Origin of the sequence: Microbacterium sp. LMX7-1.2, from assembly GCF_040675935.1 — a bacterium.
GTDB lineage: Bacteria > Actinomycetota > Actinomycetes > Actinomycetales > Microbacteriaceae > Microbacterium.
Window position 1 is genome coordinate 411,257 of record NZ_JBEGIL010000001.1, and the last position, 12,607, is coordinate 423,863.

At 69.4% G+C, this 12,607-nt stretch carries 13 protein-coding genes and 1 tRNA gene; 11 read left to right on the forward strand and 3 right to left on the reverse strand.

The annotated features are described in order from the left end of the window. Positions 1-127 precede the first annotated feature (127 nt). Positions 128-1,423 carry an O-acetylhomoserine aminocarboxypropyltransferase/cysteine synthase family protein gene (locus MRBLMX7_RS02040; RefSeq protein ID WP_363365967.1) on the forward strand — a complete coding sequence of 432 codons (1,296 nt, stop codon included), beginning with the start codon at positions 128-130 and terminating at the stop codon, positions 1,421-1,423. Continuing rightward, complete coding sequence (locus MRBLMX7_RS02045) at positions 1,420-2,733, forward strand: LLM class flavin-dependent oxidoreductase (protein WP_363365968.1); 1,314 nt, start codon at positions 1,420-1,422, stop codon at positions 2,731-2,733. The genes MRBLMX7_RS02040 and MRBLMX7_RS02045 overlap by 4 nt, the downstream gene beginning before the upstream one ends. A gap of 32 nt (positions 2,734-2,765) precedes the next feature. Here MRBLMX7_RS02045 and MRBLMX7_RS02050 read toward each other — a convergent pair whose 3' ends face one another. Further along, positions 2,766-3,263 (reverse strand): DUF427 domain-containing protein, encoded by a 498-nt coding sequence (locus MRBLMX7_RS02050; protein WP_363365969.1) that lies wholly within the window; start codon positions 3,261-3,263, stop codon positions 2,766-2,768. Between the two features lie 36 nt (positions 3,264-3,299). On the opposite strand from MRBLMX7_RS02050, the gene MRBLMX7_RS02055 reads away from it, so the two are divergent. Then, positions 3,300-3,893 (forward strand): LON peptidase substrate-binding domain-containing protein, encoded by a 594-nt coding sequence (locus MRBLMX7_RS02055; RefSeq protein WP_363365970.1) that lies wholly within the window; start codon positions 3,300-3,302, stop codon positions 3,891-3,893. Between the two features lie 3 nt (positions 3,894-3,896). Here MRBLMX7_RS02055 and MRBLMX7_RS02060 read toward each other — a convergent pair whose 3' ends face one another. Beyond that, the gene (locus MRBLMX7_RS02060) at positions 3,897-4,901 is read right to left on the reverse strand and encodes a TerC/Alx family metal homeostasis membrane protein (protein WP_363365971.1); all 1,005 of its coding nucleotides are present in this window, start codon (positions 4,899-4,901) and stop codon (positions 3,897-3,899) included. Positions 4,902-5,082: 181 nt separating this feature from the next. On the opposite strand from MRBLMX7_RS02060, the gene MRBLMX7_RS02065 reads away from it, so the two are divergent. The 6 genes from MRBLMX7_RS02065 to MRBLMX7_RS02090 all read left to right on the forward strand — a co-directional run bounded on the left by MRBLMX7_RS02065 (position 5,083) and on the right by MRBLMX7_RS02090 (position 10,780). After that, complete coding sequence (locus MRBLMX7_RS02065) at positions 5,083-5,751, forward strand: TIGR00645 family protein (protein WP_363365972.1); 669 nt, start codon at positions 5,083-5,085, stop codon at positions 5,749-5,751. A gap of 60 nt (positions 5,752-5,811) precedes the next feature. After that, positions 5,812-6,369, forward strand: a complete 558-nt coding sequence (locus tag MRBLMX7_RS02070; protein ID WP_363365973.1) for an RNA polymerase sigma factor — start codon at positions 5,812-5,814, stop codon at positions 6,367-6,369. Then, positions 6,366-7,514 carry a DUF4349 domain-containing protein gene (locus MRBLMX7_RS02075; RefSeq protein WP_363365974.1) on the forward strand — a complete coding sequence of 383 codons (1,149 nt, stop codon included), beginning with the start codon at positions 6,366-6,368 and terminating at the stop codon, positions 7,512-7,514. The genes MRBLMX7_RS02070 and MRBLMX7_RS02075 overlap by 4 nt, the downstream gene beginning before the upstream one ends. Positions 7,515-7,622: 108 nt before the next feature. Beyond that, entirely contained in the window at positions 7,623-8,171 is a 549-nt protein-coding gene (locus tag MRBLMX7_RS02080) for an ArsR/SmtB family transcription factor (RefSeq protein ID WP_363365975.1), read from the forward strand. After that, complete coding sequence (locus MRBLMX7_RS02085) at positions 8,171-9,418, forward strand: MFS transporter (RefSeq protein WP_363365976.1); 1,248 nt, start codon at positions 8,171-8,173, stop codon at positions 9,416-9,418. The genes MRBLMX7_RS02080 and MRBLMX7_RS02085 overlap by 1 nt, the downstream gene beginning before the upstream one ends. A gap of 45 nt (positions 9,419-9,463) precedes the next feature. After that, positions 9,464-10,780, forward strand: coding sequence for an acyltransferase family protein (locus tag MRBLMX7_RS02090; RefSeq protein WP_363365977.1), 1,317 nt, complete (start codon positions 9,464-9,466; stop codon positions 10,778-10,780). A 65-nt stretch (positions 10,781-10,845) separates the two neighbouring features. On the opposite strand, the gene MRBLMX7_RS02095 is transcribed toward MRBLMX7_RS02090, so the two are convergent. Continuing rightward, a tRNA-Glu gene (locus MRBLMX7_RS02095) sits at positions 10,846-10,918 on the reverse strand. A 153-nt stretch (positions 10,919-11,071) separates the two neighbouring features. Between MRBLMX7_RS02095 and MRBLMX7_RS02100 the strand changes: the two genes are divergently transcribed. Beyond that, positions 11,072-11,710, forward strand: coding sequence for an MBL fold metallo-hydrolase (locus tag MRBLMX7_RS02100; RefSeq protein ID WP_050721119.1), 639 nt, complete (start codon positions 11,072-11,074; stop codon positions 11,708-11,710). After that, a complete protein-coding gene (locus MRBLMX7_RS02105) occupies positions 11,710-12,606 on the forward strand; it encodes an aminoglycoside phosphotransferase family protein (protein ID WP_363365978.1) in 897 nt (298 codons plus the stop codon). Before MRBLMX7_RS02100 ends, MRBLMX7_RS02105 begins: the two co-directional genes overlap by 1 nt. Position 12,607 lies beyond the last annotated feature (1 nt).

Sequence of the window (12,607 nt, forward strand, 5' to 3'; positions counted from 1 at the left end):
AGAACGAGGTCTCGTCGCGGCCGCTAAGAAGGAGCACGATCCGCATGACGTCAGGTTACCACCGCTTCCGCGGACTGCGACGCGCCGTGACACAGTACTGTCACCCGCACCATCGAGAGGGCTCTGCATGACCGTCGACTCCCCCGGCTTCGCCACCAAGGCCGTCCACGCCGCCCGGAACCAGGATGCCGCGTCCTCGCGGGCCACCCCGATCTACCTCACCGCGGGCTTCGAGTTCGACGACTTCGACCATGCCGCCGATCACTTCGGCACGGGGGCCGGCTTCGGCTACACGCGCACGGGCAATCCGACGGTGCGCGCGGTGGAGCGTCAGCTCGCGGCGCTCGAGTCGGGAGCCGACGCCGTGCTCGTGGCGAGCGGTCAGGCCGCGGTGTCGACGGCCCTGCTGACCGTCGCGGGGGCGGGCGACCACATCGTCTCGTCCACGCACATCTACGAGGGCACGCGCGGCCTGCTGCTCGACAACTTCGCCCGCCTGGGGATCGAGACGACGTTCATCGACGACATCCGCGACCCCGACGCCTGGCGCGCGGCGATCCGCCCGAACACACGGGCGCTGTTCGCCGAGTCGATCGCGAACGCCCGCAACGACGTGCTCGACATCGCGGCAGTGAGCGCCGTCGGTGACGAGACGGCGATCCCGCTGATCGTCGACAACACCCTCGGCACGCCGTTCCTCGTGCGCCCTCTGGAGCACGGTGCCGCGATCGTGGTGCACTCCGCCTCGAAGTTCCTCGCCGGACACGGCTCGGTGCTCGGCGGCGTGATCGTCGACGACGGCCGCTTCGATGCGGCAGCCGCCGGCCACAACGCTCCGCACCTGGTACTCCCGGGGCGCGCAGGCCTCGCGAGCGTCGCCGCACGGCACGGGGGCAACGCGCGCATCGCATATGCGCGCGAGTCCGTCGCCCCGCGGTTCGGCGCCTCGCCCTCGCCACTGAACGCGTTCCTGATCGGCCAGGGCGTGGAGACCCTGGGCCTGCGCGTCGAGCGCCAGTCGCGCAACGCACTCGAGGTCGCGCGGTGGCTCGCGGCGCAGGATGCCGTGGAGAGCGTCGACTACGTCGGCCTCGAGAGCCACCCGGATCACGCGCTGGCGACGAAGTACCTCGGCGGGGGCTTCGGATCGATCTTCACCTTCACCCTGAAGGGCGGACTCGACGCCGCACGCGCGTTCGTCCAGGACGTCCGTGTGTTCACGCACATGACGCACATCGGAGACGTGCGGTCGCTCGTCCTGCATCCCGGGACCACCAGCCACGCCTCCCGCACCGAGGAGGAACGCGGGATCCTCGGCGTCCGTCCTGGGACCCTGCGCCTGTCGATCGGCATCGAGGACGTCGCCGATCTGATCGCCGACCTCACCCGGGTGCTCGAGCCGGCCCGCGAGGCGGTCGCATGAGCCGCCCGCAGCATTTCGGGTGGTTCCTCGCCCGCGGCTTCGGCCCGCAGGGCTGGGGCTATCCGTCGCTCGACTGGGACTACGACTGGACCCGTCCCGAGATCTACCAGGAGGCCGCACGAACGCTCGAGCAGGCCGGCTTCGATCTCGTCATCATCGAGGATGCGCCGTCGCTCGGCTCGCCCGCCACGATCGACCTGCGCGTGCGGCACGCGTTCGGCGGGCCGAAGCACGACCCGCTCCTGCTCGCGCCCTACCTCTTTCAGGCGACCAGGCACCTCGGCGTGGTCCCGACCGTGAACCCCGCCGCGTATCTCCCGTACACCGCGGCACGCCAGTTCTCGACCCTGCAGCATCTCAGCGGTCACCGCCTCGGGCTCAACGTCGTGACCGACACCGGCAGCGCCCGGCACTTCTCCGCGGCAGCGCAGCTCGGCCACGACGAGGCGTACGACCGCGCCGAGGAATGGCTGGACGGCATCCGCGCGCTCTGGCGCAGCTGGGACCAGGGGGCGCTCGTGCGCGACCGCACCACCGACGTCTACGCCGACGGCTCGAGGCTCCGCGCCGTGCAGCACCGCGGCGAGCACTTCGCCTTCGACGGTCCGCTCAACGCCATCCCGTTCACCGACGGCGAGCCGGCGATCGTCTCCCCCGGCGGCTCGGGGCGCGGACTCGGCTTCGCGGGTGCGAACTCCGACGTGCAGCTGGCCCTCGCGCCGCTCACGGAATCGTCGGTGCGTGCCTACCGTGCGAAGATCCACGACGCTGCTCTCTCCGCGGGCCGCACGCCCGGCGACATCAGGATCCTCTTCGCGATCCAGCCCGTCATCACCACATCCGCCGAGGAGGCGGACCGCATCGTCGCGGCCTCGGCCGATCCCGACGACGCGACGCTCGTGCAGATCGCCCGCAAGCAGTCGAGCGACCTCGAGACCGACCTCACCGCACTCGACCTCGACCGACCGCTCGACCTCGGGATCTTCGGCCCGCACGTCTCGCGAGGCAGCATCCAGCGGCTCGTCGGCGACCGGGGCGACGATGCGCCGCTCCGCGCCCACCTCGCCGCGCTGGCCCGCAGCGGGCGCATCAGCGACCGCACCGGTTTCGTCGGCACCGCCGAGGAGTTCGCCGACCTGATCGAGGAGCTCGGAGACTGGGGCAACGACGGCGTGCTGCTGTGGGGCGACTTCCACCCCGTGACGCTGCACCGCACGCTCGACGAGCTCGTCCCGGTGCTGCGGCGGCGCGGGATCCTGCGACGCGAGTACGTCGAGGGCGGGCTGCAGGCCAACCTGCGCGCGTTCTGAGCCTGGGACAATCCCGCGTCGGGTCGCCGAGGCTACCAGCCCATCGAGCCCGGAACTCCCTTGAACGGACCGACGACGGACGAGGTGACCCACCCGCCGTAGAAGCCGCCGGGCTGCGCCACCACGACCTCGCCGTCGACCGTGCACGCGTCCATGGGTCCCGCGTACACCGCGACGCGATCGACGAGCGTCTCGAAGCCCGGAGACGGCTGCGGATAGTTCCACGCCGCACCCGCCGCGACGACGCCCCCGCCACGCACGTCGAAGTAGCGCGCCGCGCCCTTGAACTCGCAGAAGGACGACCCCGAGGCCGGCACGAGGGCGCCGGGCACGAAATCGGCGATCGGAAGGTAGTACACGGGCGGATGGCTCGTCTCGAGCACCCGCACAGCGCCACGCGTGTCTGCGATCAGCTCCCCGCCGAGCCGGATCGTGACGCGAGCCGCGACCGGCTCGTCGCGTGGCGGTCGCGGATAGTCCCAGACGGACTCCTGACCCGGTGCCGGAACCTCTGGACGTGGTCTTCGCATCTGTTCACTGTACGTCCGTCGGTGTTGACTGGGCTCATGATCGCGTTGCCGATGTTCCCGCTCGGTTCGGTGCTGTTCCCCTACACGCCTCTGCCGTTGCGCGTGTTCGAGCCGCGGTACCTCACCATGGTCGGCCGTCTCCTCGACGAGGAGGACCCGCAGTTCGGCGTCGTGCTCATCCAGCGCGGCCACGAGGTCGGCGGCGGCGACCAGCGCAGCACGATCGGCACCATGGCGCGTCTGGTCAGCGTCACTGCGGACGCCGAGGTGCTCCACATCGTCGCGGTCGGCACTGCGCGCTTCTCGGTCGATCGCTGGGCTGACGACGAACCCCACCCGAGAGCCGAGACCTCACCCGTCCCCGCGCTCGTGTGGAACGACGCGCTCGCACCGCTGCGGACGGAGGCCGAGGCGATCGTGCGCCGGGTGCTCGCACGCAGCGACGGCCCCTGGGACCCCGACACCGAGCTGTCGGAGGATCCGATCGCCGCGGCCTGGCAGCTCGCCGCGATCGCCCCGCTCGGCGAGTACGACCGCTACACGCTCCTGCAGTCCACGACGACCGGCGGCCTGCTCGGCCAGCTGATCGATCTGACGCTCGAGGCCGAATCGCTCTGGAAAGAGAGCTGAGGCTCAGTCCACCGGCGTCGTGAGCCGCGCAGCGCGCTTCTCCCGCGAGGACGCCACCAGGCTCGCGATGGTCGCCACCGTCATCGACACGACGATCACGCCCAGGGACACGAGGTTGTCGATGTCGGGCACCCATTCGACGTGCTGCCCGCCGTTGATGAACGGCAGCTCGTTCTCGTGCAGCGCATGAAGGATGAGCTTGACGCCGATGAAGCCGAGGATCACGGCGATGCCGTAGTGCAGGTACCGCAGGCGGTCGAGCAGATCGCCGAGCAGGAAGTACAGCTGGCGCAGCCCCATGAGGGCGAAGATGTTGGCCGCGAACACCAGGAAACCGTTCGTGGTGATCTCGAAGATCGCCGGGATCGAGTCGATCGCGAAGATCAGGTCGGTCACGCCGATCGTGATGAACACGATGACCATCGGGGTCCACATCCGCTTGCCGTCGACCGTGGTGCGGATCTTCGAGCCGTCGTAGGTCTCGCTGATGTCGATGCGGCGGCGGAGCAGGCGCACGATGAAGTTCTCGCGCTTCACGTCGTCGTCATGGTCACCCTCGGGCATCGCCTGCTTGATGGCCGTGTAGATCAGGAACGCGCCGAAGATGTAGAAGATCGGCGAGAAGTGCTCGATGATCGTGACGCCGACGAGGATGAAGGCCCCGCGCAGCACGAGCGCGATGATGATCCCCACCATGAGCACCTGCTGCTGCAGGCGCCGCGGCACCGCGAACTGCGCCATGATCAGCACGAACACGAAGAGGTTGTCGACCGAGAGGCTGTATTCGAGCGCCCAGCCGGTGATGAAGTCACCGGCGTTTCGCCACCCGGCGACGTTACCCAGGATCAGCGCGAACAGCAGCGCGAGCCCGACGTAGAACACGACCCACAGCGTCGACTCCTTGGTCGAGGGGATGTGCGGGCGCAGGCGGATGAGCAGCAGATCGCCGATGAGGATGAGGCTCAGAACCACCATCGAGGTGATCTCGAACCAGAGAGGGATGTCCACGGGCGTGCGGGACCTTTCGAGAGGGTACGGAGAAGTCCGAAAGTCTCTCCCCCGCACACATCGGTGCGGCGCGCGCCCGGAGCAGCTTCGACGATGCTCGTGATGACGTTACGCGCGTATCCGGGATACTCCCTCTCGCAGAAGTCCATGCTAGACCCTGGGGCGTGGTGGAATGGTCGTCGTGACCACGACTTCGCACACGGATCAGCCCGCCTCCGGAGCCACACCGCTCGAGACACCTCAGCGCAACCCCTGGGCCCGCTCGATCGGCTCCCTCATCTTCGTCAGCCGATGGCTGCAGGCGCCGCTCTACATCGGCCTGATCATCGCCCAGCTCGTGTACGTCATCTTGTTCATGGTCGAGCTGTGGCACCTGATCGTCGAGGACGTCTTCCACGACATCACGCACATCAACGAGGCGACCATCATGCTGAGCGTCCTCGGCCTGATCGACGTCGTGATGATCGCGAACCTGCTGATCATGGTGATCATCGGCGGGTACGAGACCTTCGTGTCGCGCATCAACACCGACGGGCATCCCGATCAGCCGGAGTGGCTCTCGCACGTCAACGCCAACGTACTCAAGGTCAAGCTCGCGATGGCGATCATCGGCATCTCGTCCATCCACCTGCTCAAGACCTTCATCGCGGTCGGCAACATGGACGAGGACGGCATCACGAAGTCCGAAGCGGCAGGTCTCGGCGAGTACACGCCCACGGGCGTGCTGTGGCAGGTCGTGATCCACATGGTGTTCATCGTGTCGGCGCTCGCCCTCGCGTGGATCGACAAGATGTCGCAGAGCACGATCAAGGCGGCGCACGCGGCATCCACCGGAGCCCCCGCACACTGATCTGAGACGATGGGGCATCCCTCGACACTTCCCTGGTGAGAGACACCGAACGGAATCAGGATGCCCGTGCAGACGAGTGATCAGAGATGGGTGGCCAAGGCCGCGGCCGGCGACGAGAGCGCCTTCCGCGAGCTGTACCGCCTGTATGTCCGACCGGTCTACTGGATCGCCCACGGCATCATCGGCTCCCCCGCCGACGCCGAGGACGTGACGCAGGAGACCTTCGTGACCGCGTGGCGCAAGCTGCCGGGTCTGGAGCTGCAGGGAGAGTCGGTCCTGCCGTGGTTGGCGACGATCTGCCGTTTCCAGGCGGCGAACCGGCTGCGTCAGCGCCGGCGGGATCAGGCGCACACCGCGGATGCCGTCGATGACACGCTCCCCGCGGCGATCAGCGTCGAGGAGCAGGTGATCACCGCGGACCTCGCGGAGCGCATCGCGGCGGAGATCGGCACGCTGAGCGAGATCGACCGCGAGATCTTCCGCCTCTGCGCCGCCGAGGGCTACGCGTATCAGGCGGCGGCCGAGGAGCTGGGCATCAGCCACGCCGTGGTTCGGAATCGTCTCTCGCGAGTGCGCACCCGCCTGCGCGGTGCCGTCAAGGAAGCGAGCGAGGCATGAACGACAAGACCACCGACGGGCTGCCGGAGCTCTCCGACGCCGCCGTCGACCGCATCGAGAAGGCGGTGTTCGAGGAGATCGCCTCGGAGCGGCCACGGCAGATGGCCGCATCCCTCCCGGACAGGTCGCGCGTGCGCCGACGGCGCTGGCTCACCGGTGCCGGGATCGCGGCCGCGTTCGTCGTCGGAGTGCTGGTCACGCCGCCGATCCTGAGCAGTGTCGGCGGCAGTGCCATGAGCACCGCCGAGGGCGGCTCGGGGATCGCGGGCTGGAGCTCCGACGGTTCGAGCGGAGGCGTTGCGGACCGCAGCGACCCGATGGGCGTCTCGGAGGCGGCGCCGGAGTCCTCCACGGTGAATCCCGACCTGCAGACCGCCCAGGGGGACGTCGACGCGACCGACCGCGACATCATCGCGACCGGGAACGTCACCCTGCAGGTGAAGGACATCGCCGCCGCGGCCGATGAGATCTCGGCGCTGGCCGAGGAGTACGACGGCTACGTGGAGAGCACCGAGGTCGGCAAGAGCCTGGCGCTCGACGACGGCCGGGGCGCGGTCGCGCCGGACTCGGGTTACGGCTGGATCAGCATCCGTGTGCCGTCCGCCGACCTCCCGACGGTGATCGAGGAGCTGCGCGAATCCGGAGAGGTGCTGTCGTCGTCGATCTCGAAGCAGGACGTCACCTCGACCACGATCGACCTCCAGGCCCGCGTGGACGCGACGACGGCCTCCGTCCAGCGACTCACCGAGCTGATGGCGCAGTCGGGCAGCGTGTCGGAGCTGATCGAGGCCGAGGTCGCGCTGACCGATCGGCAGGCGCAGCTCGAGTCCTACCAGCAGCAGCTCACGGCGCTGCAGGATCAGGTCGCGATGTCGAGTCTGCAGGTGCAGCTCACGAAGACCGCCGAGCCGACCACGGCGGACCCGGCGGGGTTCGGCGACGGACTGCTCGCCGGCTGGAACGGTCTCGTGGTGTCGCTCAACGCGCTCGTCGTCTCCGTAGGGTTCCTCCTCCCCTGGCTCGCGATCGCAGCGCTCGTGGTGCTGGTGGTGTGGGGCATCCGGCGGGCGCGGCGCACCCGCCGCGTGAAGGATGCCGCGGCACTCCGCTCCCGTACTGAGGCGGCCGGGGCGACCGAGGAGTAGTCCTCCGACGGGGGCGGTCTCGATACGTCGAGACCGCCCCCGTCGTTGATTTTCCGGGGTATACAAGAAGTCTTGTCGTCCTATCCGTTCGCCCGTACCTTTGCGTGCATGGAAGACATCTCCGTCATCACCGCCGTGCACCACCCACTGCGGCGGCGCATGTACGACTACCTGCTGCTGTACGGCACGTCACAGGTCACGACGCTCGCGAAGGCCCTGCAGAGCCAGGTCGGCAGCATCAGCCATCACCTGCGGATGCTGGAACGCGCCGGTCTCGTGGAGCGCGTCGAAGACCCGCAGGGCGATCGCCGCACGAGCTGGTGGCGTGTGGCTCGTCGGGGACTCACGTGGTCGGCAGGCGACTTCGCCGACTCGCCCGCCGACGCGCTGCTCGCGCGCGAGGCCCAGCGCCAGAGCATCCGGATGCAGATCGAGCGGCTCCAGCAGTGGCAGCGCCGTCACGACGACCCCGCCTATGCGGCGTACGATGCGTCCAACACGGAGACGACGTCCTGGGCGTCGCCGGACGAGCTGCGCGACCTCTCGGCGCGGCTCCTGAAGACCCTCGACGAGTGGAGGGACTCGGTCGATCTCGAGGACGGGCAGGAGCGCACCCCGATCTTCTTCTTCGCGCACGCCTTCCCGACGGTGCCGTGATGACCGCCGTCGCACCGGAGCAGCTCACGGTCCCTCCCCCGTTCCGCGGGGATCATCGGGTCCACGCCTGGATCATCGTGAAGGCGCTGTCGGATGCCGGAGACGCGGTCTGGACCATCGCCCTCGCCTGGACGGCCGTGCAGATCGCCACTCCCGCCGTCGCGGGGCTCATCGTCGCCGCAGGTACCGTGCCGCGCGCCGTGATCCTGCTGTTCGGCGGGGTTATCGCCGACCGGGCCGATGCGCGCCGCGTCATGATGCTCTTCAACACGGTGCGCGTGGGCGTGCTGATCGCCGTGGCCCTGTGGGTACTGGCCGAGCCCCCGAGCGTGGCCCTGCTGCTCTGCGCCGCGATCGCCTTCGGCGTGTGCGACGCGTTCTACGAACCCTCGGCTGGCACGATCTCCCGCCAGCTCGTCCGCCCCGGGGACCTCCCCGCCTACAGCGCCATGTCGCAGACGGCGACGCGGCTCGGCACCATGGCCGGCGCGGCGCTCGGCGGTGTACTGGTCGCGTGGTCGGGGCTCGTCGGCAGCGCGAGCGCCAACGCCGTCACGTTCGCTCTCGTGGTCGCGTTCATCGCGATCTGGCTGCGCCCGAGGTTCCGGCTGCCCCGCGCCGAGCGGGAGCCGGTCCTGCGCGGCATCGGACGCGGCTTCGGACACCTGCGCGTGCACCCGACCACCCGCACGCTCGTGATCGCCCTGTCCGGACTCAACCTCGCCGTCGGGCCGGCGATCGGCATCGGCCTGGCGCTCCGCGCCCACGACCAGGGGTGGGGAGCGCAGGCCGTGGGTCTCTTCGAGGCGCTGCTCGGACTCGGTGCGGCCCTCGGCGCCGCGAGCGTGCTGCGCTGGCGTCCACGGCGAGAGGCGCTCGCAGGCTTCTGGGCTCTCGTCGTGCAGGGCGCCGCCATCGTCGCCCTCGGCTTCGGACCGGCATGGCTCGTGGCCTCGGCCGCCTTCGTCATCGGTCTCACGGCGGGATACGCCTCCGTGCTGCTGAGCGCGACGTTCGCCGCGACCGTCGACACCGCCTACCTCGGTCGCATGAGCTCGCTCACCCGACTCGGCGACGACTGCCTGATGCCCCTCGCGATGGCGGCGTTCGGCGCTCTCGCCTCCGCGACCGCAGTCGGCATCCCGTTCGCCCTGTTCGGTGGGGCGATGATGGCGATCATGATCCTGCCGCTAAGCAATCGGACATTCCGCACCATGACGATCCGCGACACACCATCCCCAGCCTGACGCCCGGGCCGCACGAGGCGACGCCACGACGCTAGAGTCATCGCCATGAGCAGCGCCGCCCGCGAGACGACCGCAAGAGCAGTGCCCGTCGGGCGCGACCTCACGCTGGATCTCGCCCGCGTGACGTGCGTCGTCCTGGTCGTGTTCGTGCACATCCTGTTCACCGGGGTCGGCCGCGCCGCGGACGGGTCGCTCCTGATCGAACGCACCGTCGAAGCGCAGCCGTGGTTCAGCGCCGCCACCTGGGTCGCGAACATCATGCCGCTGTTCTTCGTCGTGGGCGGTTACGCGGCTCGTGCCGGCTGGCGGTCGACCGTCGCCCGCGGCGAGAGTGCCGATGCGTTCGTGCGCGTCCGACTGGCACGGCTGGCGCGGCCGGCAGTCCCGGTGTTCGTGTTCTTCACGATCGCGCTCGGTGCGGTGCGGATGCTAGGGATCGACCCGGCTCTCGTCGACGTCGTGGCGGTCGGCGTCGGCTCGCCGCTGTGGTTCCTCGCCGCCTATCTCGTGGTCCAGGCGTGCGCTCCCGCCATGATGCGCCTGCACGAGCGCCACGGCGCCCGGGTGCTGCTCGTCCTGCTCGCCGGAGCGCTGCTGGTCGACGGGTTCCGGTACATCGTGATCGGCGGCCTACTCGGCATCCAGCCCGTCCCGCCCGTCGGCTACGGCGCGGGTCAGGAGCTCTTCGGGGTGCCCAACATCGTGTTCGTCTGGCTGTTCGCACAGCAGATCGGCTTCTTCCTGTACGACGGCTGGTTCGCGCGTCGCCGCTGGTGGCAGCTCGCGCTGCTGATCGCCGTGGGCTATCTCGCGCTCTGGGGTCTCGTGTCGCTCGACGGATACTCCTGGAGCATGCTCGCCAACCAGTGGCCGCCCACCACGCCCATGGCCGTGCTCGCCGTGATCCAGGCCGCGGGACTCACCCTGCTGCACCGGCCCCTCACCGCGCTCATGAGGACCAGGGCGGCGCAGGGGGCTGTGTTCGTGATCGGCTCACGCCTCATGACGATCTACCTGTGGCATCTGCCGGTGATCATGATCCTCATCGGCATCCAACTCGTGCTGCCGCTGCCGATGCCCGCGCCGGGCAGCGCCATCTGGTGGTGGACCCGGCCGGTGTTCCTGCTGCTCGTGCTCGCCGTCGTGTGGGCCGCGTCGCTATGGCTCGTGCGTTTCGAGGCCGCTCCGGCTCCAGGAGCGCCGCGCTTCCCCGGCGCTCGAGCATGCGTGGTCGCCGTGGTCGTGTTCGTCGTGCCGATCATCGGCATCACGACCTACGGGCTCGATTTCCCGCTGGCCGCGCTGTCGCTCGCCTGCACGCTGGCAGCACTGTGGCTCACCGGATCGAAGCGCGTGGAGTGACGTTCGTCGATCGCATCCGGATACGACGAAAGCCCTCGGCGAACCGAGGGCTTTCGTTTGTTGTGTGACCCCAGCGGGATTCGAACCCGCGTTACCGCCGTGAGAGGGCGGCGTACTAGGCCGCTATACGATGGGGCCAGTCTTGCGGAGCGTTTCCGTCCCGCGACAACTGTTCAAGTATGCCATGACGATTCTCGTGCCGCCAAATCGAGGCGGGAGCGCGCCGGATCCCGGGCGTGGCGCGCCCGAGAAGCGTTTGCCAGCGGCCGTCGGAAGGAGTTGACTCGTCTCATGCGCGTCACGAAATTCGAACATGCCGCCCTCCGCATCGAGAAGGGCGACGACGTCCTGGTGATCGATCCGGGGTCCTTCACCGCACCGCTCGACGACCTGCACGGCCTGGTCGCCGTGGTCATCACGCACGAGCACCCTGACCACTGGACGCCCGAGCACCTCGACCGCATCCTCCGCGCGGCGCCGGGCACGCCGATCTTCGCACCCGCCGGAGTCGCCCGAGCCGCGGAGGGCTACGAGATCACGGTCGTCGCACCGGGAGAGACCGTCACGGCCGGCGACTTCTCGCTGCGCTTCTTCGGAGGAACGCACGAAGTCATCCACTCCTCGCTTCCGGTGGTCGAGAACGTCGGCGTGCTCGTGGACGACGTGTTCTACTACCCGGGCGACTCGTACGCCGTCCCCGAGGGCATCGATGTGCAGACCATGGCCGCGCCTCTCGGCGCTCCGTGGCTCAAGATCGGCGAAGCCATGGACTACGTGCTCGCCGTGAAGCCTCGACGCGCGTTCGGCACGCACGACATGACGCTGTCCGTCGCCGGCAAGACCATGCACCGTCAGCGTCTGCAGTGGGCGACCGAGCAGAACGGCGGGGAGTTCTTCGTGCTCGAGCCCGGAGAGTCTCTCGACATCTGATGGCGGATTCTCCGTCCGCCGAGCGTCGCCTCGACGTCGCGGCTGTTCGAGATCTTCTCGCGACGGCATCCGCCGATCTCGCATCGCGGCCGCTCGACCTCGCCGCCGAGGGCTGGGACAACGCGATCTGGCGACTGGGCGTCGACCTCGCCGTCCGCGTGCCGCGGCGCGCTCTTGCCGCCGACCTCATCCTGCACGAGCAACGCGTCCTCCCCGCACTCGCGCCGGCGCTCGCGCGCCTCGGTGTGCAGACTCCGGTGCCCGTGATCGTCGGCCGCCCCTCGGAGCTCTTTCCCTGGGCGTGGTCGGTGGTGCCGTGGATCGACGGCTCGCCCGCGCTGGGGCGGCCACGCGAGGAGAACACAGCGTGGGCCTCTCTGCTCGCCGCCGCGCTCGATGCCGTGCACGGGTCGGCCCCCGCCGATGCTCCGGCCAACCCGTATCGGGGCGTCCCCCTGCCGCACAGAGACGCCGCTCTGCGCGAGCACCTCGACGGGCTCCGCTCCTCCGGCCTCGACGCCGTGGCCGACGACCTGGGCGTCATCTGGGAACGCGGCCTCGCAGCCGCGCCCGCGCGCGAGCGCGTGTGGATCCACGGCGACCTGCACCCGGGGAACCTGCTCGTCCACGAGGGTCGGCTCGCCGCGCTCATCGACTTCGGCGACGTCACCGCCGGCGATCCCGCCTACGACCTGGCGGCATCCTGGATGCTCTTCGACGCGGATGGTCGGATCCGCTTCCGATCCGCGACCGCCGAGCGCTACGACGACGCCACGTGGACGCGCGCACGCGCCTGGGCCGCGTACCTCGCTGCCGTCTTCCTGACGAAGAGCGACGACCGCCCGGAGTTCCGCGCACTCGGAGAGAGCACGGCGCGGGCGGTCGTCGACGGCTGAG

Coding starts and splice junctions, on each gene's coding strand:
- MRBLMX7_RS02040 (WP_363365967.1), top strand. CDS start 128: ATGACCGTCGACTCCCCCGGCTTCGCCACCAAGGCCGTCCACGCCGCC.
- MRBLMX7_RS02045 (WP_363365968.1), top strand. CDS start 1,420: ATGAGCCGCCCGCAGCATTTCGGGTGGTTCCTCGCCCGCGGCTTCGGC.
- MRBLMX7_RS02050 (WP_363365969.1), bottom strand. CDS start 3,263: ATGCGAAGACCACGTCCAGAGGTTCCGGCACCGGGTCAGGAGTCCGTC.
- MRBLMX7_RS02055 (WP_363365970.1), top strand. CDS start 3,300: ATGATCGCGTTGCCGATGTTCCCGCTCGGTTCGGTGCTGTTCCCCTAC.
- MRBLMX7_RS02070 (WP_363365973.1), top strand. CDS start 5,812: ATGCCCGTGCAGACGAGTGATCAGAGATGGGTGGCCAAGGCCGCGGCC.
- MRBLMX7_RS02075 (WP_363365974.1), top strand. CDS start 6,366: ATGAACGACAAGACCACCGACGGGCTGCCGGAGCTCTCCGACGCCGCC.
- MRBLMX7_RS02080 (WP_363365975.1), top strand. CDS start 7,623: ATGGAAGACATCTCCGTCATCACCGCCGTGCACCACCCACTGCGGCGG.
- MRBLMX7_RS02085 (WP_363365976.1), top strand. CDS start 8,171: ATGACCGCCGTCGCACCGGAGCAGCTCACGGTCCCTCCCCCGTTCCGC.
- MRBLMX7_RS02090 (WP_363365977.1), top strand. CDS start 9,464: ATGAGCAGCGCCGCCCGCGAGACGACCGCAAGAGCAGTGCCCGTCGGG.
- MRBLMX7_RS02100 (WP_050721119.1), top strand. CDS start 11,072: ATGCGCGTCACGAAATTCGAACATGCCGCCCTCCGCATCGAGAAGGGC.
- MRBLMX7_RS02105 (WP_363365978.1), top strand. CDS start 11,710: ATGGCGGATTCTCCGTCCGCCGAGCGTCGCCTCGACGTCGCGGCTGTT.